Raw genomic sequence first — 23,809 nt, forward strand, 5'->3', positions numbered from 1 at the left:
AAAGTAGGGGATGGCTTCATCACAATCCAGCGCGGCGAGGACGGGACCTGTCTGGTGACAGCACAGGGCCACCTCCGCGTACTCTCTCCTATCAGGCATTCGGCCGACCTGTGCGGCGGTGAACGACTCTTGGTGGTGGCGCGGAGGAAGGAAGGAGCGGTCATCCTTTGCACCATGGACCTTGTGGAGTCTGCGCTCGCAGCTTTCATTCGCAGTGACTCAGGTGGTGTTACATGACCGGCCTGTTGCCGAATGGACTAACCAACCAAGAGGTAGCCGCCCTGCGGTCGATTCTTGCGCGGATCCCCAACGAAAGGTCACCTGGACCGTCGGCAATCGGCGAAGCGCCGGAAGTCCCGACCTTTCGCGACTACATCCAGCGCGTATCGGTGGCCGTTGCTCCAGGCTCCCGCCGGATTTATGAGAGCTACTGGAAGCGAATCGACCAGTGCTGGGGCGAGCGCAAGCTGAACGACCCGACACCATCCGAAATCTCGGCGCTTGTCGAGCAGATCCGCGCGAGTGCGGTCGTGCGGAGTAACTCACGCGGGGGTCGATCAGCGGCTGAGCACACGGTCTCCGCCCTTCGCTGCCTCTATGCATTCGCGGTCGCCGACGGCTTGATTGCCGACGCGGAAGATCCAGCTCGACGGGTGGCGAAGCCCCGAAGGCTGCCGAGTAATCGACACGCCCTGACGGAACGTCAGCTTGCGCAGATTGTGGAACACGCAGGGAGTACGGGAAATGATCCGCACCTAGACTCCCTGATTCTGCGGCTTCACATCGAAACAGCCTGCCGGCGGGGTGGAGCGCTCGGTCTGGACCGGGCGGACCTGGACCTCGATAACTGCTGCATTCGGCTCACAGAGAAGGGCGGGACAGTTCGCTGGCAGCCCGTCTCGCCTTCTATGCTGCGTATGCTTGTCCGGCACTACGAAGAGCGCGGGAACAACGGCGGCGATACGCAACTACTCAGATACCGGTCGGGCGCTCCGTTGACGAGCCGTCGCTACGATCATCTCTGGCAGCGATTGGGGCGTCGCCTCCCTTGGGTCCAAGCCCAGCAGGTATCGACACATTGGCTACGGCATACCACGTTGACCTGGGTTGAACGGAACTTTGGATACGCCATCGCAAGAGCATACGCCGGCCATACCGGTCGTTCGGACGCCGGTGTGACAAGTACCTACGTCAAGGCAGATATCTACGATGTTGCTCGGGCGCTATCCGCGCTTTCGGGCGAGCCGCATCCGCTCCTTGCCGAGGAGTAAGCCCCGGGTGCTTCGGTAAGTCGCCGGCAGAGGCTTTATCGACTTCTGTTTGCATCAGGGTCGGCATTTGTGTGCCTGAAGGCAGGTTAACCCGGACCCCTTCGTTAAGGCCTGCCTGGTGGTCACTCAGCACGGCCAGGTCCGAGATCGCCCCACCACCATCGGCGCCCATCACCGCCAGGTCCACCGCGACCTGGCCCGGATCGTGCCGGCCGCCGCCGCAGGCCGGCGAAAGCATCGCCGAACGGCTCGCTCAGCCCGGCCACCTCCGCGATCTCAGCGAGCAACGAGCGCCGGCATGGTCCCCGCCATGCCCGTCGGCACTCATGATGATCCTCGAGCGCGCTCCGCTCGTTAGGGCGGACCACGTCTCGGGACATCGCCCGGCCGGTTTTGGACCGGTAGTCCATACGCGGACTCGACCCATCCTCGCGCAGAGTGAAGTAGTACCGGTTGTGCCCCTGGTCGAACCGCATCCCGAGGCTGCGCAGATGCCATGACAGCGTCCGGTTGAGCAGCTCCACGTACCAGCGCTGCCCGTCTGATGTGCTGCACAGGTCCCGGGCTGTTAGTGACTCAACCGCGCCCCGGTCGACTGAGCGGGCGAACGGACCCGACGCCGACCGCAGATCGTGGAAGGCAAACAAGCGCCGCTCACGGGTGATAAACGCGACCGGGCCCTCGTCGGCATCCCAGCGGACCGTGGCGGCCACCTCCTTCGGGCTGGCGGCCACGTACGGCGCTGACCGGATCTGCTGCGGCAACTCCGAGACGACCAGCAGGCTCGACAGCAACGTCTCGGACACAACGGGGGCTGCGGTGGCTTCAGCTGGCGCGGCGAGGAACGGCGCCTCGTGTCGGCGCTTCATTTCTGTCAGCACATCGACCGTGTAGGTGCGCGGCCTACGGTCGACGATCTTGTGGTGCCGTTCGCACAGCAAGATCAGGTTTTCGGCGCTGTTCCGCTCGTCGTCGGTGAGCACCCCGCGCCCGCGCGGTCCCTGCCTGCTCGCGGCGACGATGTGCGCCATCTCGCCGGTGACCACTCCGGGCTCTCCCGAATCGCCCGGCTCGCACAGCCGCTGTTCACAGCCGGTGAAGGCGCAGAGGTTTCCACTGACCGCATAGAGGCGTTTGACTTCGCGGTCCGGTATCGCTCCGCGGCTCGCCAACCGGATCCACCTCCTCAAGGTCGGGCCTGACTGTAACGGGCCGGTACGACACTCCCGCTGCCGCGAACCCTAAGCAGCGGGAGCTGGTCCACGGCTGCGGCAAGACCGTCAGCAGGCACAGGCACGCCGTCTGCCGCCGAATTGACGGCTACGAGGCACCCGCGGAAACGATGAATGCCGTGGTGCGCCGGCTCCCACAGTTCAACCCATCGGCCGCATGGTCGTCGTTCGGACCACGGAACATGTCGATGGCCGCAGCGGCCCGGCAGGCCGTTGGACTATGCACCGGCTCGCGCGACGGCTACCTTCTGATCAGTGCTGGAAACGGAGGGTGACAACGATCTGCCGATCCCCGCGCCCGTCGCGGGGTGCGGTACCAGCTGACGGTCGTCGTCACTGCTGCCATGTGTGCCGTAGTGGCCGGCTACCGCTCGTACGCCGCGATCGCTGAGTGGGTCGCTGACGTCCCGGCCGCGACCGCGCTGGGCCGTCCCTTGTCCTGGTGGTGAGGTAGCCGCACTCATCAGCGTTGACCCAACGCTCGGTGAGTCCTGCCGAATGAGACGACGACCGTCGGCTACTGACCGGATATGCTGCTGCGGCCGGAGCGGTGGGGACGAACCGGGCGCGGCGCGGAGGGCGGAACAGTGGCAGAGGCTGGGCAGGACCGGTGGGTCGACGTCTCGCCCTCGCAGTTTCCTCACGAAGCCGAGGGACTGGCCCTGGTCCGGGCGATCATGCCCGACGAGACGCCGTTTCGCGCCTGGTCGAACTTCGAGTTCCGCGATTCGCGGGGCCGATGGCACGAGGTCGATCTGCTTCTTCTCGGTCGTAAGCAGCTGCACCTCATCGAGCTCAAGTACTACTCCGGCACACTCCGGGGTGACGATCAGCGCTGGGCCCGTGACGGTCGGCGGCCGGAAGATTCCCCGCTCAAGCTGACGCGGCGTAAAGCGCAGTATTTCGCGAGCAAGTTGAGAGACGAGCTGCGGCTGTGGGCGCAGGAGCAGAACGTTCAGATCTCCGACGAGCGGGACGTTATTCCGTTCGTCCAGGAGGCCGTCTTCCTGCACCACCCCGACCTGCGCTGCGTTCTCAGCCCGGCAAGTGCGATCAACCTCTATGGCCTCGACGACCGCGTCTCGCAGAGCCACCTCACCGGCATCTCCGAACTCGTGCTCGAACCTGCAGGGCGGCGGGCGATCGGCCCGAACCAGGAACACATCCTGGTCAAGCTGCTGGAACGCATCGGCCTCGTGCAGCGCCGCGAACGCGAGGCGGGCTCGTGGGTCATCGAGGACCAGGCCATCGACTCCGACGAAGGCTGGCAGGACTGGCTCGCCTATCACCGGGTGGTCCAGCAGGACCGTGCCCGGATCCGTTTCCGGGTGCTGCCGCCGACAGCGAGTCAACCGGAGCGAGCCGCGGCCCGTCAGATCGCGGAGCACGAGTTCCGCATCATGTCGCGGCTGCAGCACGACGGGCTGCTGCGCCCTCGCGACCTGGTCGAATCCGAACTTGGCATCGGGCTTGTCTACCCGTACGACCAGCAATGGCAACGTCTCGACCTGTGGCTCGCCGGCCAGGAACAGGGCGTACCGCTGGCGACGCAGCTGTCGATGATCCGCCAGATCGGTGAGGCTTTGCAGTACGCCCACAACAATCGGGTCGTGCACCGCGGGCTGATTCCGCCCGCGGTGTGGGTGCGTCCGGTCCCCGGCACCCAGGGTGACGTCAAAGTTCGGGTCGGTGACTGGCAGGGCTCCGGAAGTCTCCAGAACGTCTCAGCCACCATCGGCACGGTTCATGGCGTGACCTCGCTGGTCGACGTGTCCCTGGACGATCACGGATCAGGGGCGGCCGAGGTGTTCACCGCGCCCGAGGGGGCCTGGAGCGCGGACGCCGACCGCATTCGGCTAGATGTGTTCGGTCTGGGCAGCCTGGCCTTCTATCTGCTCACCGGGCGATCGCCGGCACCGAGCCGGAGTGCCCTGAAGCAGCGCCTGCGCGACCAGCAAGGCCTCGACTTGGCGATCGAGCTGCCGCAGATCCCGTCGACGCTGCGCTCGCTCGTCCTCAAAGCGACCGATCCGGCACCCAGCCGGCGGACGGCCGACGTCACGACCTTCCTGTCGCAGCTCGGCGCGGCCGAGCGCGACGCCGCCACCGCGAACGAGGAGACCGACCCGCTCGAGGCGGCACCCGGCACCGTTCTCGACGGAAGGTTCCGCTTGATCCGGCGGCTCGGGCAGGGCTCGACGGCCGTGGGCCTGCTCGTGCAGGACCTGCTCGCCGAAGGAGACCCCGAGTGCGTCCTCAAGGTGGCCCTCAACGATACGGCCGCGACGCGTCTCGACGATGAGGCGGAGGCGCTCAAGCGGCTCGACCACCCCCGTATCGTGAAGGTTCTCGATCCGCACGTGGTCGTTGGTGGCCGGCGGGCGCTGCTGCTCGAAAGCGCGGGAGCTGAAACTTTGACCAGCGCTCTGCGGGCGCGTACCCGGCTGTCGTACGACCTGCTTGACCGGTATGGAAAGGACCTTCTCGACTGCCTCGTTGCGTTGGACAAGGCCGGGATTGATCACCGTGACATCAAGCCGTCCAACCTGGGCGTACGGGAGAGCCGCGGCGACCGCACCAAGCACCTGATCCTCTTCGACTTCTCCCTGACCCGCGCTGCAGCCTCCGCCACGCAGGCCGGGACCCCGCCGTACCTCGACCCGTTCCTGACCGGCGCCCGGGATCGATACGACTCGGCGGCGGAACGCTATGCCGCAGCCGTGGTTCTCTTCGAGATGGCGACCGGCAGCGTCCCGGTCTACGGAGACGGCAAGGGCGACCCGGGAAGCACCCGGGACGAGGCCACCATCAGGCCGGAAATGTTCGACCAGACGTTGGCCGGCGATCTGGTCGACTTCTTCCGCAAGGCATTGGCCAGCGACGCCGGCGCCCGGCATCACACCGCCGAGGCCATGCGCACCGCGTGGCTGACGATCTTCGCGAAGGACGACACCACCGAGCCCGGCGAGTCGTACGACGAACTTGCTGCCAAGGCCGCTCTGACCACGCCGTTGCGTGACTCCGGGCTGACCGGCCGGGCCCTGTCGGCGCTGGAGCCCTACGCCGTCGAGACCGTCGGCGAGCTGCTGACCGTCGACCCGGTCAGGCTGTCCCGGCTGCAGGGGGTTGCGAACTCGACTCGCTTGCAGATCACGTCACGCATCAAGGAGTGGCGCGCCCGGCTCGGTTCCGAAGTCCGTACGACCGACCGAAGCGGTCCGGCGCTCACTCCCACGGCCGCCGCCGATTTGTTGCTGCGTGTCGTCGCCACACCGCGTTCACCGTCACGCGGCGGAGTCGTCCGGCTGGTCCTGGGGTTCGACACAGCGCTCGACGCCTTCGCCACGCACGCCCAGCTCGGGGCGAACCTGGACGAGCCGGTGCAGCCGTCGCGTATCACGACACTGCTCGGAACCCTGCAGGAGCGGTGGGCGGGGGACGATCACGCGCGGGCCCTCCTTGACCGGCTGGCGGAGGCAGTCTCTACCCGCCTCACCGAGCTCGGCTCCGTCGCGACGGTCGCCGAACTGACCCGTACGATGCTCGAAACGCTCGCACCCGAGCCCCATGTGGACCAACGGTTGGCACGTGGCCTGCTCCGCTTCGCCCTGGAACGGCGCAAAGCGATGAACAAGGCCGACGGCTCGCAGCTGCCGGTCTGGGTTCGCCGACGTGCCGGCGTCGTCACGCTCCTGGCCGAGGATCAGACGCTATGTGACGTCGCCGAATCGCTGGCAGCGGAGGCGGACCGCCTTGTCGGTGCCACCGGTGACGCCGCGAACGCGATCATTCCGGCTCAGCGTGTGCAAGCCCGCCTCGAAGCGGCCGTTCCCGTGGAGAGCAGCTGGCCGGCGGCCCTCGCCGATCCTCTACGCCGCGTGACTCTGGCCGCAGCCGCGTCGACGCACGCGGCTGCCACCGGTGCCGGCGACCTGCACCACCGCGGACTCACCGCGGTGGCGGCCCTGGCTCAGACTTTCGCGGACTTCGGCGGGCAGCAGCTCACCCCGGACGAAATCCGCGAACGCGTACGGGTCCGGTTCCCCGCGGTGCCGGCGCTGCCGCAGCGGCCGGCGCTCGACAGCCTGATCACGGACGCGGGTCTCGGCCTGACCTTCGACGACCGGCTGCGCGTCTATCGGGCCCTGCAGACCGGCAAGGCCACAACGGGGCTGGAGTCCCGGTCGGCGACCAGCCTCGCGGTGACGACATCTCCCGTCGGCACGACCGGCGCGTTGGGAGCGAGGCTGGAAACGTCTATCGGCAGCCGGTCGTTCCTCGCGCTCGGCACCCGGGCCGACCGCCTGAGCCGGTTGATCGATGCTGCCCGGGCCCGCTACGGCGCTACCATGGTCGACCTGACGGGCGCGTTGCTGGAGGCGCTGCGGTCGGTGTCCGCGGCTGCCAACATGCCTTGGGATCTGGTACGCGCCGCGGACGCCGAACGCGAGTCAAGCCGTCCCCGTCGCGGTCTGGAGGAGCTGGTCCGCCGGTCCTGGCCAGAGGTCGAGGCGGCCGTCGGGCGAGCCCTTGCCGACGGGAGCGCGGACTCGCCGGTGCTGCTCACGGACGCGTCGCCGCTCGCCCGCTATGACAACATGGCACTGCTCACCCGCTGGACCGACCTGGCCGCCCCGCGCCGCCGTGCGGTCTGGCTGCTCGTGCCGCAGCTCAACGGCAACCACGGTCCTGTGATTGACGGCCGGCCGGTTCCGCTCGCCGCGCCCAACCAGTTTGTCAACCTCGACAACGAGTGGATCGACAGCACGGCTGCTCTGAGCGCAGCCGCCCAGAAGGAGCAGTAGCAATGGCGGTCTCAACGGGGTTGACGGCAGCGCTCAAGAAGGTGGCCCTCGATCTGGAGGAGGACCTTCGCGACCGTGTCGCCTCGCAGCCCGACATCCTAACAATGTGGAAGCAGGAGCACAAGGCCGCAGAAAGCCGCGAGCGGACGGCCATGTCGTGGCAGGAATGGCGCGACGACCGGGTGACGCAGGCCGCGGTCGCGTGGGTGCTGACCACGGTCTTCGTACGATTCTGCGAGGACAACCGCCTGCTCAAGCCGGTCTGGATCGCCGGACCCGCCGACCGCCGGCAGGAGGCGCTGGACGCGGAACTCTCCTACTTCCGCACCCATCCCGAAGACACCGACCGCGAGTGGGTGCTCCAGGCGGTCGAATACCTGCGGAACACGAAGGCGACCCGGGATCTGGTCGAGTCGCATTCGCCGCTCTGGACGGTCTCTCCGTCGGGTCAGGCCGCCAAGCGGCTCATCGCCTTCTGGCGTGAACGCACCGCCGACGGCGACCTCGTCTGGGACCTCGCCGATCCTGATCTGTCGACCCGATTCCTCGGTGACCTCTACCAGGACCTCTCCGACTACGCCAAGGATACGTTCGCGCTGCTCCAGACGCCCGAGTTCGTCGAGAAGTTTATTCTCGACCAGACTATGGAGCCAGCGCTCGCCGAGCGGCCACTCGAAGGCTTCAAACTCATCGACCCCACCTGCGGGTCGGGCCACTTCCTCCTCGGCGCCTTCGCCCGACTCAACGAACGCTGGGCCGCGCATGCCCCGGGCATTGAGGTGCAGGCACGGGTGCAGAAAGCACTCGACGCCATACACGGCGTGGACCTTAACCCCTTCGCTATCGCCATCGCCCGATTCCGGCTCATGGTCGCCGCACTCAAGGCAGCCGACCTCAGGTTTTTGGAAAATGCGCCTGCATTTCAGTTCCACCTTGCATCCGGCGATTCGTTGCTCCATGGCCGGTCGCAGCTGACATTAGACCTTCCCGGGGTGGAGGATCATGACTCTGGCCTGAGTGGGTTTGCATACGCAACGGAAGACCTGGCGGCCTTACGTTCGATTCTGGAACCACATCGATATGACGTCGTTGTGGGAAACCCGCCATACATTCCGGCTAGGGATAGGAAGCTGAACGCGGCATACCGGGACCGGTATCCAACCTGTAAGGGGATATACGCACTTTCTGTTCCCTTTCTGGAGCGATTCTTCCAACTCGCCAGGCCACCCGCTAGAGAACGTCCGGCTGGATGGGTAGGGCAAATAACCTCCAATTCTTTCATGAAGCGGAAGTTCGGTTCGCGATTGGTCGAAGAGTTTCTTAGCCGCCAAGACCTCCAGATTATTGTTGATACCTCAGGTGCTTACATACCGGGCCACGGAACTCCGACCGTCATCATCGTTGGCCGCCCCCAGTCCCCGCAGAAGAGTACGGTAAAGGCCGTTCTTGGCATCCGGGCTGAGCCCGGTCAGCCAGATTACCCAGCTCGGGGCATTGTGTGGTCATCTATTGCAAATAACATTGGAATAGTCGGATTTGAGAACGAATACATTTCGGTGGCTGAAATTCCTAGGAGTTCTTTAGCCAGGCATCCATGGAGCTTGTCTGGCGGTGGGACCGATGCTCTCCTTCAGGTCCTGGAGCGAGGTTCCGTGCCAGCTCGGAGTCGCGTCACTCGAATAGGGTTCTATGGCGACTCTCACGCCGATGAGGCGTTCTTCCTCTCCCGCCACGTGATGGATCGGTGGAAAGTTCCGTCCAATCTGACTAGAGATGCGACACGCGGGGACGCAGTTCGCGATTGGGGCGCTTCGTTCGACGACTGCGCCCTCGTTCCTCCCGCCGTGAGCGGTGTCAACTCGACCCAAGATGCTCTGAATGACGGAATCCGCCTCTATTGGCCGCTTCGAACCGAACTCTGGGCACGTGGAACGTTCAGTGGGGGAACGTATCGCTCCGATGGTCGCGACTGGCTAGAGTGGCACCAACTTCCGCGTGATCGCAACACGGCGCCTTATGCTATTGGCTTCGCTGAGGTCGCAACACATAACCACTTCTATCTCGACAGCGACGGCAAGGTTTTCAACCGGACCGCACCGGTACTGAAGCTGCCGATGGGGTCCACAGAAGAAGATCACTTCGCTTTGCTCGCGGTGATGAATTCTTCATCGTCATGTTTCTGGCTAAGGCAGAAGTGTCACAACAAGGGGCGACCTGGGGCCGAGGCTGCTGGAGCAGACGAACCATGGGAACATCGTTTTCAGTTCGCTGGAACGATCCTACTGAATTTTCCACTTCCGCCTCAGATTTCCACTCGCAGAGCTCGCGAAATTCATGAGCTATCGACGTCTGCGAAATCTGAATTCTCGCGCGCATTTTCCCCCAGTTCTGTGCCGTCGGCCGGCGAGATAGATAGGATTGGCCTCCTGCAAGGCGAAACGCGCCGACGGATGATTTCCCGGCAGGAAGAGCTTGACTGGGAAATGTATCGGGCTTATGGGATCATCAATGATGATCTTACTTACTCGGGTGACGATCTACCTGGAATCCTCCCCGAAGAACGTGCGTTCGCCATTGTAATGGCACGCGACTGTGTAGCTGATCGGCTGCAGACTAGCTGGTTCGATCACTGGAATCACAAGTTTGCGAGGATCATTGACATTCCTGAACACTGGCCGCAGAAATATCAGGATGTGGTGCAGCGGCGGCTTGATCTAATCGAGTCGAACAAATTCATCAACCTCCTTGAGCGTCCTGAGTACAAGCGGCGGTGGGCAAGCGAGCCGTGGGAGAAGCGGGTCGAGAAGGCGTTGCGGGCGTGGCTGCTCGACCGTCTGGAGGCACGCTCGTACTGGTTTGATGCGCAGGGTCGGCCCACCACGCGATCGGTGGCTCAGCTCGCCGACATTGTGACCCGGGACTCCGATCTCGTATCCGTCCTGCAACTATGGGACGGCCGCAAGGACCGGTCGGTCACCCAGCAGCTCTCCACGCTGTTGGACACCGAAGGCGTGCCCTTCTTGGCCGCGTACCGGCTGAAGGATTCGGGGCTGCGTAAGCGCGAAGCGTGGGAACATACCTGGGATCTGCAGCGCCGTGAGGACAAGGGTGAGAAGGTCGGCGAGATTCCGGTGCCGCCGAAGTACACAACCGCAGACTTCCGGAAGCAGTCGTGGTGGCAGCACCGGGGCAAGCTCGACGTGCCCAAGGAGCGGTTCATCCTCTACCCGAACGCTGGGCGAGAGACCGACCCCACCCAGTTGCTCGGGTGGGCCGGCTGGGACCACGCTCAGCAGGCCCTGGCCCTGAACGCGGTGATCGCCGAGCGGGAGGCCGAAGGCTGGGCTGACGATAAGCTTGTCCCCCTGGTCGCCGGCCTCGCAGAGCTCCAGCCCTGGGTGCGGCAGTGGCACGACGAGACTGACCCCACCTACCAGCTCAACCTGGCCGACTACCTGGAGGAGCAACTGCGCGGTCGCGCTCACCAGGTGGGCATGACGGTCGAGCAGCTTGGTGCCTGGAGGCCGCCAGCCGCCAGCCGAGGACGCCGATCGAGGTCGTGACAGCCATGACGATGCAGCTTGAGGAGAAGGCGTGAGTACCCCGCTCCGCGACGTCATCACCATTCCCGAGCGTGCCGGCGCGGAGGACTACGTCCTGCGTCTGACCGACTCGGTCGGGCACAACGCGGTCCAGCGCACGGTCGATGAATACGTCGTCACCGATGCGCTGGTCGAGGCGTTTGACGCGGCTATGGGCCTGGTGGCCGAGGGAATCACCTCCGGCACGAGCCGCGGCTCGTTCCTCACCGGCTCGTTCGGTTCGGGTAAGTCGCACTTCATGGCCGTGCTGCATGCCCTCCTCGAACACGAGGCGGCCGCCCGGTCCAAGGCTGAGCTTCAGCCCGTTGTGGCGCGCCACGATCCCGTCCTGGCGGACCGGAAGATCCTGCCGCTCGCCTTCCACATGCTCGGGGCGCGGACGATGGAGGAGGCCCTCTTCCAGGGTTACATCCGCCAGATCGCCGAGCGCCGCCCCGGTGCGCCGCTGCCCGCCGTACACAAGTCTGACGCCCTTCTCGAAGACGCTGAACGTTACCGGGCCCAGCTCGGCGACCAGCAGTTCTTCGCCGGCCTCAACGGCGAAGCAGGGGGCGACGGCGCGGCCGATCCCTGGGCTGCTGTGCTGGGCGCGGGGGAGTGGGATGCTGTTCGCTACGCCGAGGCTCGTGCGGCCTCGGCCGCGAGCCCCAGCCGGCAGAAGCTGGTTTCGGCCCTGGTCGAAACGTACTTCCGCTCCTACACGCAGCAGGCGGAGTACGTCGACCTGGACACCGGCCTGGCGGCGATCTCGACGCACGCCAAGAGTCTCGGCTACGACGCCGTGGTTCTCTTCCTCGACGAGCTGGTCCTGTGGCTGGCGTTCTCGGTGCAGGACCGGGAGTTCTTCCGCCGCGAATCGCAGAAGCTCACCAAGCTGGTCGAGTCGTCCATCGGTGGTCGTCCTATCCCGCTCATCTCCTTTGTGGCCCGGCAGATGGACCTGCGGCGCTGGTTCGCCGACTCGGGCGCCAGCGGCGCGGAGCAGGACGCGCTCGACCGCGCCTTCCGCCACCAGGAAGGCCGGTTCGGTGTCATCCCGCTCGGCGACGACAACCTGCCGTACGTGGCCAATCGCCGCCTCCTGCAGCCCAAGGACGCCGATGCTGCCGCCGTGCTCGAGGGCGCGTTCGGTGCGATCGACCGCCGGCCGGCGGTGTGGGACGTGCTGCTCGACGGCGTGAACACCGATGAACGGCATCGGGGCTCCGATGAGAAGGCGTTCCGCCTCACCTACCCGTTCTCTCCGGCCCTGGTGTCGACCTTGCGCAGCCTGGCCAGCGTCATGCAGCGCGAGCGGACCGCGCTCAAGGTCATGCAGCAGATGCTCGTCGACCGGCGCGAGACTCTTACGATCGACCAGATTATCCCGGTCGGTGACTCCTTCGACCTCGTGGTGCAGGGGCAGACCGGGCAGGCGCTGGACGCCGAGGCGGCTGCTCTCTTCCGGTCGGCCAACAAGCTCTACACCGACAAGCTGCGGCCCTTGCTGCTCGGGATCCACGGCATCGACGAGCGGACCCTGCGCGAGGAGCCCGAAAAGGTTCCGCCGGGATTCCGCACCGACGATCGGCTGGCCAAGACCCTCCTGTTGTCGGCCGTCGCCCCGAAGGTTCCGGCCCTGATGGCGCTGACCGCGGCCCGGCTCGCGTCGCTCAACCACGGTTCCATCGTGTCGCCGCTGCCGGGTGGTGAGGCGGCTGTCGTGCTGTCCAAGGTGCGCACCTGGGCCCGGGACATTCCGGAGATCCATCTCGACGGCGACGACCGCAACCCGACGATCCGGGTGCAGCTGTCCGACGTCGACTACGAGTCGATCGTGGAGCGGGCCAAGGCCGAGGACAACGAGGGCCGGCGCCGTGAACTGTTGAAGGAACTCGTCAGCGAAAGCCTGGGCATTACGCTGGCGTCCCAGGATCTGCAAGGCGCCTACCCGTACGACTTCATCTGGCGTGGCTCGAAGCGCAAGGTCGATGTACTCTTCGGCAACGTTCGCGACCGCAGCTGGCTGTCCGACGACCACTTCCGGGCGGCCCCGGACACCTGGCGCATCGTCATCGACCATCCGTTCGACGACCCGGGCCACTCGACGGCCGAGGACCTGCAACGGCTGGACGAGATGGTGGCTCGCGGTGTGCAGGAGCGGACCGTGGTGTGGCTGCCGCGGTTCCTGTCGGACGACAAGATCCGCGAACTGCGACGCCTCGTCATCCTCAACTGGCTGCTCGACGGCAGCACCGAGCGCTGGCAGGGGCACGCCGACCACCTCAACGAGACCGACCGTGCCCTGGCCCGGTCAATCCTGGAGTCCCAGCGCAACACGCTGCGGCGCAGCCTTGAGGACGCGGTGCAGCAGGCATACGGCGCCGCGTCACCGCGCCCGGGTGTCCTCATCGAGGACGCGTCACACGAGCGGACGCTGTTCTCCTTCGAGCGTCGCTTCGCCCCTGTCAATCCGGTCGGCGCCACGCTCGGTCAGGCCTTCAACAACCTGCTCGACCAGGCGTTCAAGGCTCTCTACCCCGCGCATCCGCTGTTCGAGCCAGGCGACGTCGAGGTCAAAGTCCGCGACCTCAAAGCCGTTGCTCGGTACGTCGCACAGAGCGCGGCGGACAGCGAGAAACGCGTCGAGCTTCAGGCCGACGCCGCCGTGGTACGACGGATCGCGGAGCCGCTCGGCGTCGGCAAGGCCACGGAGATGCACTACCTCTTCGGCGACGATCGGTTCACCCCGTGGGGTCAGGAGATCGAGCGAGCACTCGGCCGACGAGCGCAGGAACAGGGCAAGCCCGCCGACGGTCCGGTGACCGTCGCGGAGCTGCGGCGCTGGATCCGGGACGTCTCGCCCGCCCATGGATTGCGGGACGAGGTCGCCGACCTGGTTGTCATCGCGTGGGCGGCGCTGCGGCAGCGGGCTTGGTTCCAACAAGGGACGGCGCTGCCGGTCGTACCGGAGCCTGGCTCGCTCACCCCGGTGATGGAGCTGCGCACCCAGGAACTGCCGTCCGCCGGTGATTGGGAGACGGCGCGAACCGTGGCCGGCGCGATGCTCGGCATCACAGCCGGGGCGTATCTCACCGCGCCCGCTGTGGCTGATTTCGTCGGCCAGGTCGCCACCAAGGCAGCGGAACTATCGAAGACAGCGCCCGGGTTGGTGGGAGCGATCGAGGCGGCGTACCGACGTCTGGCGATTGCAGAAGGTAGCCGGCTGAGGACCGCCAAAGCCTGTTCCGCGCTGATGCAGCAACTGCGTCACCTGGACGGCGTCAAGCTCGTCCAGGTGTTGGCGAAGGCGGATCTCGGCGGTGCGACTCCAGTCGCCGCGGGTAAATCGCTGGCTTCGGCGGACGCTGTTGACAAGGCACTCACTGCGTTTCCTTGGCACCGGCTCGACCCGCTTCGCGAAGCTATGAAGGGCGAGGGAAGCCGCGCCGCGGATGCTGCTGCCGTCGTGAACGGCCTACGGGCCGCTCTGGAGCAGGACGAGTTGCCAGTCCCGATTGGACGGGCGCTTGCCTCCTGCGAGGACGGGATCTTCAGCTGGTTGGCGGGAAGCACCGCGCCCCCGGCGGGTCCTACGCCCACGCCAAAGCCGCCGGTGGTGTCGGGCCCCAAGGCCGGCAGTTCCAGCCGGGCAGGCGGAGCGGGAAACAGAGACATCATGGACCAGCTGCAAGCCTTCTTGAACGACCACCCTGACGTCACCGTCGAGGTGACGTGGCGAGTGCTGCCGTGACCGCCATAGCCACAACGCGGGTGAGCGCATCGATGGTGCTCGCCATCGTTGACGAAGCCCGCGCCAAGAACTACGGCAGCGGCGTCATCGGCATCCGTGGCGTCCCCGACCGCGCCATCACCGCCGACCTCCAACACCAGGGCCAGACCGTACGGGTCCGAGCGGCCGAGTCAGCGCTGGCCGCCCGCGAGCTGCTCGGCGACCACCGCGACGGCGACTGGCTCGTCGTCGTCACCGACCGTGACGACGCCGACCTCGGCGCCGGTATCCTCGCCCACTTCATCTGGCAGCGCTTGCGCAGCCCTGACCCCTGGGAGGCAGTGCGGACTCGATTCGCTGCCACCGGGATCGACCCTGCCCTGACCAGCCGACCGGACAACCGAGAGCTGGCCACCGCGTTGGTCGCTGCAACCCCGCAGGCGGGCTGGCCTGCAGCCCCGGCCGGGGTACTCACCCGCACCCACGCGCTTGGTGCCGTCGCCGCAACCCACCTCGGCTTCGATACGGACACCGCCGACGTCCTCGGCGTCCTCCGCTGGTCGATCGCTGCGCAGAGCGTCGCCTCCCTCGGTGCTTTGCGCCGAAGCGTCGGAGACCTGCTCGCCGACACCACGCTTGACTGGATCGCCCAGCGGGCGGGCTCGGCGGCAGGCCCGATACGTGCGCTGCTGTCTCGTGGCGAGCTCGCCGACGTCGTACCGCTCGGTCTGGTCCTTCGCTTGCTGACCGCTGACCGATATGACCCGCCGACAGCGCATCAGGCCCAACTTGCTCTGGTCCGGCTCGAACCGCGGTGGGGCGATCCCAGCCCTTCGCAGACCGCGTTGGCCGCACTCGGGCAAGCAGCGGACACACTGTTGTCCGACCTGATTCACGATCGGCGCGCCGACGACGACGTTGCGCGCTCCCTCGACCGGGCCGACGTGATTCTCGCGCAGATCCAGGCCGAGCCGCTGGCCCGCTACTCAGACCTTCTCGCCGGCGGATTACGGGCACGATTTGTCGCGCTTGCCGACGCCCTGCGTCGGGCAATCGCTTCACCTGGCCATCTCGACAATACGAACACCGTCGAGACCGCCTGGGCAGCAGTTCAGACGCACCGGCTCGGAGCGAAAACGCCACTTCGCGTTCCCTTCGAGGCCGCGGTACGACTTGTCCGGTGGCTCTCTGAAGTTGATCCTCCGCCCGGCGCTGCCTCGGATGCCCGTGCGCTCGGCGCTCTCGTGCGCCAGTACCTCGACAACGCGGCATGGGCTGACGCGGCGATCAACGACGCGTTCGGCGGCGTTGACGATCCGAGCCTGTCAAGCGCGCTCCACGCCGTCGTCACGGCCGCGCAGAAGCGACGTCGCGCACAGGAACGTCGCTTCGCCCGGGCGCTCGCCTCAGCGCCAATCCCTACCAGCCGCGGCGTGCCCGCCGACTCGGGAACCATCTGGTACCTAGAGCAATTGCTACCAGGCTGCGTCATCCCGCTCGCCCGCAAGGCCCCCGTGCTGCTGCTCGTCCTCGACGGTATGAGCGCCGCTGTCGCGACGGAGATCCTGTCCGACGCGACTACACGTCTCGGCTGGATCGAGGCTGCCCTGCCAGGAGCCGGCAACCGCCGGAGGACTGCAGCGCTCGCGGCGTTGCCGTCAGTCACCGAGGTGAGTCGTGCCTCTTTGCTCTCCGGCCGCCTAACCCGCGGGCAGCAGTCCGAAGAACAGCACGGGTACGCGGAAATCACCGCCAAAGGCGGAAAGATCACTGCACGGCTCTTCCATAAAAAAGCAGTGGATACGACGGCAGCAGGCTGGTCGGTCAGCCCGGACGTCGGCAGCGCCATCGATGACATCGAGCTGTCGCTGGTGACCGTCGTCCTGAACACGATCGACGACGCACTCGACCGCAGCGACCCTGCGGGAACGGTTTGGACCGCTGACGCTGTCAAGCATCTTGAACCGCTTCTCGCTCGGGCTGCAGCCGCAGGGCGGACGGTCGTCGTGACCTCCGACCACGGTCACATCGTCGAACGCCGCCAAGGCGCACAACGCTCGTACCCGAATATTTCCAGTGCTCGTTCTCGCCCGGCGACCGCTCCGGTCCAGGACGACGAGATCGAGGTCAGCGGCCCTCGCGTCCTCACCGACGGCCACCGAGCCGTCCTGGCCGTCGACGAGACCCTCAGGTACGGACCCCTGAAGGCCGGCTACCACGGGGGAGCGAGCGCAGCGGAGGTCGTCGTCCCGGTGGCCGTCCTCGTACCTGATGAGACCCGCAACCGGGCCGGCCTGGACTTGCTGCCGCCGCAGGAACCCACTTGGTGGCTCACCTCCGCGGCCGCTCCGCGGCTGCCTGCCGAGCCGCCAGCCCCGAAAGCCGTGATCACCAAGAGCCGCGGAGATCGACAGGACAGCCCGGCCCTGTTCGACCTGGGCCCACAGGCCACCGAGCAACCGGCGGTGACACTCGGCCAGGCCATCGTGACCAGCTCGGTCTACAAGGCACAGCGGAGGATCAACGGCCGCCTCATCGTCACCGACGATCAGATTGCGAGCATCATCGACGCGCTGGTGGGGGCAGCTGCCAACCGGCTGGCACCAACCCTCGCAGCCCAAGCCCTAGGAGTGGCACAGACCCGGCTCCGGGGTGCGCTGACGCAGGTTCAGCAACTGCTCAACATTGAGGGATACGCCGTTCTGGCCGTCGAACCAGCGACCGGCACGGTCACGCTTGACGTCACGCTCCTGTCCGAGCAGTTCGAGGTGCCCTCGTGACGCTGGACGTCTCCCAGCGGCGCCGACGCGAGGTGATCGATGCGCTTCGCCGTGGAACCGTTCCGGAGAGCGGACTCGACCTGCTCGCGGTCGGCCTCGACCGATTTGCCGCCGCTCTCGACGGCGAGCTCGACACGGTCAGTTCTGGCGGCGCCGTGTTCAAGGCGGTGCGGGGCGAATACGGCGCTGGCAAAACCTTCTTTACTCGGCACTTGGCCGAGCGGGCTCTCCGCCGCGGTTTCGCCGCGGCCGAGGTACAGATCTCCGAGACCCAGACGCCGTTGCACCGGTTGGAGACCGTGTACCGGCGCATCACCGAGTCCATGCGGACGGCGTCGATACCATCCAGCGCGTTCCGCGCTGTTCTTGACTCCTGGCTGTTCACGCTGGAGGCCGATGCGCTCGAAGCTGATCCCGCCGCGGAGGCAGACGTGGGCGCGGCGGTGGATCGGCTCCTCGAACAGCGGCTCGCCCAGGTCAGCAAGCACTCCCCGCTCTTCGCACTGGCGTTGCGTGGCTACCGGGCGGCGTTGAGCTCGGGCGACACCGTCGTCGCCGACGGACTGGCCGCATGGATGGCCGGACAGCCACAGGTCGCGGCGTCGGCGAAACGAGCCGCCGGAATCCGTGGCGAGCTCGACCATTTCGGCGCCATGGCCTTCCTCCAGGGGCTGCTCACCGTCCTGCGGGACGCCGGCCATCCGGGGTTGGTCCTTGTCCTCGATGAGGTCGAGACACTGCAAAGGGTCCGTGGCGACGTCCGGGACAAGGCACTCAATGCGCTGCGCCAGATGATCGACGAGGTGCACTCCGGACGCTTCCCCGGACTGCATCTCGTCATCACCGGCACGCCTGCGTTCTACGACGGGCAGCAGGGCGTGCAACGGCTCGCCCCGCTGGCGCAACGGCTTGCCGTCGACTTCGGCACGGATCCCAGATTCGACAACCCCAGGGCCGTGCAGATCCGTCTGCCGGGCTTCACGATCGGGTCCCTGGTCGAGCTGGGTGGCCGCGTTCGGGATCTCTACGCCGCCGGGTCAACTGCTCCCGACCGGATACGGACTCTGGTCGACGGCGCGTACCTTGACCAGCTGGCTCGTGCCGTTGCCGGCGGCCTGGGTGGAAAGGTCGGCATCGTGCCGCGCCTGTATCTGAAGAAGCTGGTGGGCGATGTCCTCGACCGGGTCGACCAGTTCCCGGACTTCGACCCGAGGCAGCACTACGCGCCGACAATGTCGGCAGCGGAGATGACCGACGTGGAACGCAACGCCGCAAGCGCCGACGACATCAAACTAGACGTGTGACCGCCGACCTGCTGCATCCCGTGCTGCTGCACCACATCGTCAACTCCCTGCAATGGCCGGGTCTGCGACCCCTGCAGGAAGCTGCTGTGGGGCCGCTTCTGGCTGGCGAGGACACGCTCCTTCTCGCCCCGACCGCTGGGGGCAAAACCGAAGCGGCAGCGTTTCCGCTGTTGTCCCGGATGGCAGCCGAGGGCTGGTCTGGAACCTCCGTGCTGTACCTCTGCCCGCTCAAAGCCCTGCTCAACAATCTGCTGCCGCGCTGGGAACGCTACGCCGACTGGCTGGGACGGCGAGCCGCGCTCTGGCATGGCGACGTCACCGCGTCGCGACGGCGGGCCATCCTGGCTGCCCGCCCAGACGTGCTCCTGACCACGCCGGAATCCTTGGAATCGATGCTGGTCAGCCGTAACGTCGACCATCGGGCGTTCTTCGCCGGTCTGCGTACCGTGGTCGTCGACGAGGTGCACGCTTTTGCCGGCGACGACCGTGGCTGGCATCTGCTCGCCGTCCTGGAACGTCTGACCCACCTGATCGGCCGTCCCGTTCAGCGGATCGGGCTCTCGGCAACCGTGGGCAATCCGGATCGCCTGTTGACCTGGCTGCAGGGCTCCGGCGCGGGTGTTCGGGCCGGAAGCGTCATCGCTCCTGACCTGCCGGTCGCCGCGACAGCGACTACGGTGACACCTCCGCCGGGCGAAATCGAACTCGACTTCGTCGGATCCCTGCAGAATGCTGCCACCGTGCTCGCCGGGCTGCACTCCGGTGAGAAACGGCTGGTCTTCTGCGAATCCCGCCAGGCCGTAGAACAGCTTGGCAGTCTTCTGCGGGATCGCGGCATCACCACCTTCCTGTCACACGCCTCGCTGTCCGCTGACGAAAGAAGACGCTCGGAAGAGGCGTTCGCCGAGGCACGCGACTGTGTCATTGTTTCGACCAGCACACTCGAACTGGGAATCGACGTCGGTGATCTCGACCGTGTCATTCAGATCGACGCCCCCTCGACCGTGGCCTCATTCCTGCAACGACTCGGGCGGACAGGTCGGCGGCCTGGCAGCATCCGCAACTGCCTCTTTCTCACCCGCAGCGGCGACGCCCTGCTGGAGGCAGCGGCCCTGCTGGTGCTCTGGGGCAGCGGATGGGTCGAGCCAGTCGTCGCCCCGCCAGAGCCACGGCACATCGTCGCCCAGCAGATGCTCGCGCTCTGCCTGCAAGAACACCGAGTGGGAGATCAGAACTGGCCGCAGTGGTGGAACGGTCTCGACCCCTTCGGCCGCGGCGCCACCCCGATCCTTCGCCATCTGATCGATCAGGGCTACCTCGACAGCGACAGCGACATGCTTTACATCGGTCTCGAAGCTGAACGGCGCTTCGGGCACCGACACTTCATGGGCATGACAGCAGTATTCGTCGGAGCACCCGAGTTCACCGTCCTGGTGGGCCGCGATGAGCTGGGCCGCGTCGATCCCGCGCTGCTCACGGAGGAGGTGCAGGGCGACCGTCGACTGCTACTCAACGGGCGAAGTTGGCGGGTCACCTACATCGACTGGCGGCGCCGGCGCTGTTTCGTCGAACCCGCCGAGAGCGGCGGAAAGGCTCGCTGGACGACCGGGGGCTGGGCAGGCCTCGGATTCGAGCTGAGCCGCGCCATGCGCGAGGTGCTTCTCGGCGCCAACCCCCCGGTAAAGCTCACTCACCGAGCAGCCAAGCGCCTCGCCCAAGAGCGGGAAGAGCGATCCGCGATGGTGCATCCGGGTGGCAGCGTCATCCTTCGCGATCGGCACGGCGACGACCTGCGGTGGTGGACCTGGGCCGGTTTCCGCGCGAACGCCACCTTGGCGGCCACGTTGACCGAGGTGGTCGACCCGGTCCAACGCTTCGATGACTGCCAGGTCCGCCTACGGGCGAATCTCACTCGGGAAGAATGGCGGACACTCATCGCCGACGCAGATCAGCGTCTGTGCTTGCCCGAAGTCAACAAGAAAGCTCTTGACGGACTCAAGTTCAGCGAAGCGCTGCCGGAGCGGCTCGCGCTGGCGACGTTGGCGTCTCGCCTCGCCGACCTCGGCGGCGCAACCGCTGTCCTGCAGGAGCCGACGCGGTTCGTTCAGGCATAGCCGGGCAGTGTGTCAGTCTGGCTGTGTGACGTGTTCGAGTTCGGCTACGAGGTTCGCGAGTGTGGCCTCTCCAGTCTCGGGCTCGATGGGGACCTCCGACGCGACGCTCTGGCCCTCCAGCGTGCTGACCCTGGCACACCTCACCCTCACCGACCGGGCCCGCCGGCTGAGGGACAGCGACGGGGGCCTGCACGTGCAAGCACTCGTGGAGGTGCATCAATAATTGTTATTCGGTCGCCGTGGCGCCCGGTTGGTTGGGCCGCACTGATCGTGTCGCCGTTGCTGGCCACCCAAGCCGACCTCTTGTTCCCCAGTGCTGGCCGGCGACGTGGGCGTGCAGCGGCGCGGGGGAGCCAACCATGATCTTGGCTGCCGCTTCGTCTCGGCGGGCTGCCGGGTCATTCGCGGCGGTCCTGGGCGCCTCGGGGGTAGGGCTGGCAACAGTCAGGGCGGTGTCGGTAGACGCGTGGGTCACGGCCGCGCCGGTGGCCGTACGCGGGTTTGATCACGTGCAGGCAGGCCTGCCACACGGCGGTCTCCCCACGCCGGGCGCCACCTGGCCCGCATTGGGCCCGCCGCTCAGCAGCACCTCCACGCTCTGACGGTGCGAAACGTAGTCAGCGGTCCGGCTGCACCGCGAGCGGCAGGAGCGGGAAGCTTTGTGCCGGGGTGGTCGCTGCTCTGTCGGTGCCTCCGGGCAGACTGATGCCGTGCCAGTCATCACCGCCGTTCTCGGGGACATCACGACGCAGGACGTTGACGCCATCGTCAACGCGGCGAACAAGGCGATGCGCGGAGGCGGCGGTGTGGATGGCGCGATCCATCACAGCGGAGGCCCGGCGATCCTGCGTGACTGCATCGCCCGGTTTCCTGACGGCCTCGCCACCGGCGACGCCGGATGGACAACAGCAGGCGACCTGCCCGCCCGGTGGGTCATCCACACCGTCGGCCCCAACTACCACGCCGGTCAGCGCGACCGCTCCCTGCTGGAGTCGTGTTACCGGCGCGCGCTTAAGGTCGCCGACGAACTGGGCGCGCGCAGCGTCGCGTTCCCGCTGATCAGCACCGGCGTCCGCGGTTGGCCACACGCCGATGCCATCGAGGCGGCGATCGAGACCATCGCGGCCGCCGAGACGGGCGTCGACGAGGTACGGCTCGTCGCATTCGACGAAGCCATGCACAAGCGAACCCGCGCGGCCGTCTGGGTTCGGTGTCCGCCGTCCGTCGACACAGACAGCGTCGGCTCCTTGTTTGAGCGCGAGCCGATCCAGTACTCGCTGCGCGGCGATTTCTACCTGTGGCGAGAACTTCGCGCGCGGTTCGCCGACACGCCGCTGCCAGACGACTGGTTCGACTTACGGACGCTCATCATGGACACCATCGAGCAGGTTGTCGGCGAACATCTCACCAGCCGCGAATCGGCACCGTGGCACGACCACGCCGGAGCGATATACGTCCCCGAGTTCGACCCGGGCCACGGCATGTCTGCCGGCGCCGTCCACTTTCCATGGTGGGTGCACACGGGCGTGCCGATCCTGCTCGACCGCTACGCCGCGCGACGCGAACCCCGACACATTCCCGGCTGACTGACTCGATCCACCTGCACCAGGCACGGCCCGGGCATTGTGGTAGGCCAGCGGACGGCGTGGACGGCGCTTGGTCCACACTACACAGACTGCCCTCAGCGCACGGCAGTGGACGCGGCCGCGTGCAGGATGACTTCCCACGCGACAGCTGGCATCCTGGAGTCCCGATGGCTGCTTCGAAAGGGGCGCGGTGGTCAGGGGCCGCACAATCAACGATTGGTACCTCGGTCGTGGCTCGTCCTCGGCGGATGACAGGACTGACGACGAAGCTTCCGATCACGGGCCTGACACGTGGCTGGACCGGGCTCTGGCCACACCTGATCGCTCTTCCGCACCCCTGGCTATGAAATCCAAGCCCCCTGCCCGGCGACGAGGCAAGGCGGAGGCGACCGCGGCTTCGGCAGGCATCCGTCGCGCACCAAAGCCGTCGGTTCGTGAACTCGAGAGTGAGATTGCCGTCATCCTGCGCTCGAAGGCGCAGGAATCCGTGCAAAAAATTCTTCACCGCAAGGGCGACGGTTGGGCTCGCCTGACATCGAAAGAAATTTCTCTTGCCGTACGCCGGGTACAATCCCGAATCAAGCGCATCCCGAAGCCCCGCAAGGAGATAGTGGTCGCTGCGACACCCAGACCTGTTGAGGTTCGCCCTCCTCTCGAGGAAATTCGCCGGGCGGTTCTTCATATTCATGCGCGCCGGCCGTTGTGGGCCACCTGGGAGATCTCGCGTCACCTCCGCAACATGGGATGGGCGAATGTATCGACCGACCTGGTGAGGAGCATTCTTCCGCCGCCTGGTATCTCGATACCTGGTACCGAGAGCCTGGCTGTCAAACGGCGCCGCGCTAAGACCAAGAAAGAGCGAATCGGTCCGAAAACCCGCAAAGCGCTACAGCAAGCGGCTTCGCCCCGTAAGGCGAAATCCGATGGAGCTCCGCCATCCCTGACAAAACAAGCGCCACCCGAGGTTGCCACACGAGGGACGGTGTTCTGCCCTTCGTGCGGCGTCCGGATCTCGGTGCTGGGGTCGTGCCGCTGCTCGTGAACATCGTTCTCCCTGCGGCGAAGATCCAGTGGCCTTGCGCCGCAGTGGTGGACCCGACCGGATCCCGACCCTGACCGCCGCCGGGCCTCGGGCCTACCGAATCCGCGTCCCTGTCCGCGGACGAGACGCGGCCACCGACGCAGCCGTTTCCGACCCGGTCGAGCAGTACCCGATCATCGCTTGGCCGGCACCGCTGCACCTGATCAGGTGAAGCATTGGAATTCTCCCCCCGGCAGACGGGCTTTGATCTCAGCTTCACGCTGGACAAGATCGCCATGCATCCCGTAGACAACTTCTCGGTGTGTGGTCGCCGGCAAGTTGAGGGTGCAATCCGAGCCGTGACCCGTCAGGCAGCGAAAGT

At 66.4% G+C, this 23,809-nt stretch carries 9 protein-coding genes and 2 pseudogenes; 9 read left to right on the plus strand and 2 right to left on the minus strand.

The window, feature by feature from the left end:
• The first annotated feature begins 233 nt into the window (after window positions 1-233).
• The gene (locus tag BFV98_RS31675) at window positions 234-1,271 is read left to right on the plus strand and encodes a site-specific integrase (RefSeq protein ID WP_083395337.1); all 1,038 of its coding nucleotides are present in this window, start codon (window positions 234-236) and stop codon (window positions 1,269-1,271) included.
• A 122-nt stretch (window positions 1,272-1,393) separates the two neighbouring features.
• Here BFV98_RS31675 and BFV98_RS29910 read toward each other — a convergent pair whose 3' ends face one another.
• Window positions 1,394-2,443 carry an HNH endonuclease gene (locus BFV98_RS29910; RefSeq protein ID WP_176921739.1) on the minus strand — a complete coding sequence of 350 codons (1,050 nt, stop codon included), beginning with the start codon at window positions 2,441-2,443 and terminating at the stop codon, window positions 1,394-1,396.
• 356 nt (window positions 2,444-2,799) lie between these two features.
• Between BFV98_RS29910 and BFV98_RS31680 the strand changes: the two are divergent.
• The 7 genes and pseudogenes from BFV98_RS31680 to BFV98_RS29945 all read left to right on the plus strand — a co-directional run.
• Window positions 2,800-2,952 (plus strand): annotated as a pseudogene (locus tag BFV98_RS31680) (transposase family protein); the annotation flags it as partial.
• 81 nt (window positions 2,953-3,033) lie between these two features.
• Window positions 3,034-7,308 carry a BREX system serine/threonine kinase PglW gene (gene pglW / locus BFV98_RS29915; protein ID WP_083395338.1) on the plus strand — a complete coding sequence of 1,425 codons (4,275 nt, stop codon included), beginning with the start codon at window positions 3,034-3,036 and terminating at the stop codon, window positions 7,306-7,308.
• 2 nt (window positions 7,309-7,310) lie between these two features.
• On the plus strand, window positions 7,311-10,871 hold the full coding sequence (gene pglX, locus BFV98_RS31685; RefSeq protein ID WP_083395339.1) for a BREX-2 system adenine-specific DNA-methyltransferase PglX: 3,561 nt from the start codon (window positions 7,311-7,313) through the stop codon (window positions 10,869-10,871).
• Between the two features lie 31 nt (window positions 10,872-10,902).
• Window positions 10,903-14,643, plus strand: coding sequence for a DUF6079 family protein (locus tag BFV98_RS29930; protein ID WP_071098590.1), 3,741 nt, complete (start codon window positions 10,903-10,905; stop codon window positions 14,641-14,643).
• Window positions 14,644-14,663: 20 nt separating this feature from the next.
• Window positions 14,664-17,402: a BREX-2 system phosphatase PglZ gene (gene pglZ, locus BFV98_RS29935; RefSeq protein ID WP_143025378.1), complete on the plus strand. Its 2,739-nt coding sequence runs from the start codon at window positions 14,664-14,666 to the stop codon at window positions 17,400-17,402.
• Entirely contained in the window at window positions 17,399-18,706 is a 1,308-nt protein-coding gene (gene brxD / locus BFV98_RS29940) for a BREX system ATP-binding protein BrxD (protein WP_071098594.1), read from the plus strand. The genes pglZ and brxD overlap by 4 nt, the downstream gene beginning before the upstream one ends.
• Complete coding sequence (locus tag BFV98_RS29945; RefSeq protein WP_071098596.1) at window positions 18,703-20,820, plus strand: DEAD/DEAH box helicase; 2,118 nt, start codon at window positions 18,703-18,705, stop codon at window positions 20,818-20,820. Before brxD ends, BFV98_RS29945 begins: the two co-directional genes overlap by 4 nt.
• A gap of 398 nt (window positions 20,821-21,218) precedes the next feature.
• On the opposite strand, the pseudogene BFV98_RS32835 reads toward BFV98_RS29945, so the two are convergent.
• Window positions 21,219-21,415 (minus strand): annotated as a pseudogene (locus BFV98_RS32835) (hypothetical protein).
• A 115-nt stretch (window positions 21,416-21,530) separates the two neighbouring features.
• Here BFV98_RS32835 and BFV98_RS29950 point away from each other — a divergent pair.
• Window positions 21,531-22,406 (plus strand): O-acetyl-ADP-ribose deacetylase, encoded by an 876-nt coding sequence (locus BFV98_RS29950; protein WP_071098598.1) that lies wholly within the window; start codon window positions 21,531-21,533, stop codon window positions 22,404-22,406.
• Window positions 22,407-23,809 lie beyond the last annotated feature (1,403 nt).

Source organism: Micromonospora sp. WMMB235 (assembly GCF_001855515.1).
Classification (GTDB): domain Bacteria; phylum Actinomycetota; class Actinomycetes; order Mycobacteriales; family Micromonosporaceae; genus Micromonospora; species Micromonospora aurantiaca.

Bases quoted from the DNA above. Each gene is read 5' to 3' on its own strand.
- BFV98_RS31675 (WP_083395337.1), top strand. From the start codon at position 234: ATGACCGGCCTGTTGCCGAATGGACTAACCAACCAAGAGGTAGCCGCC.
- pglW (WP_083395338.1), top strand. From the start codon at position 3,034: ATGCTGCTGCGGCCGGAGCGGTGGGGACGAACCGGGCGCGGCGCGGAG.
- pglX (WP_083395339.1), top strand. From the start codon at position 7,311: ATGGCGGTCTCAACGGGGTTGACGGCAGCGCTCAAGAAGGTGGCCCTC.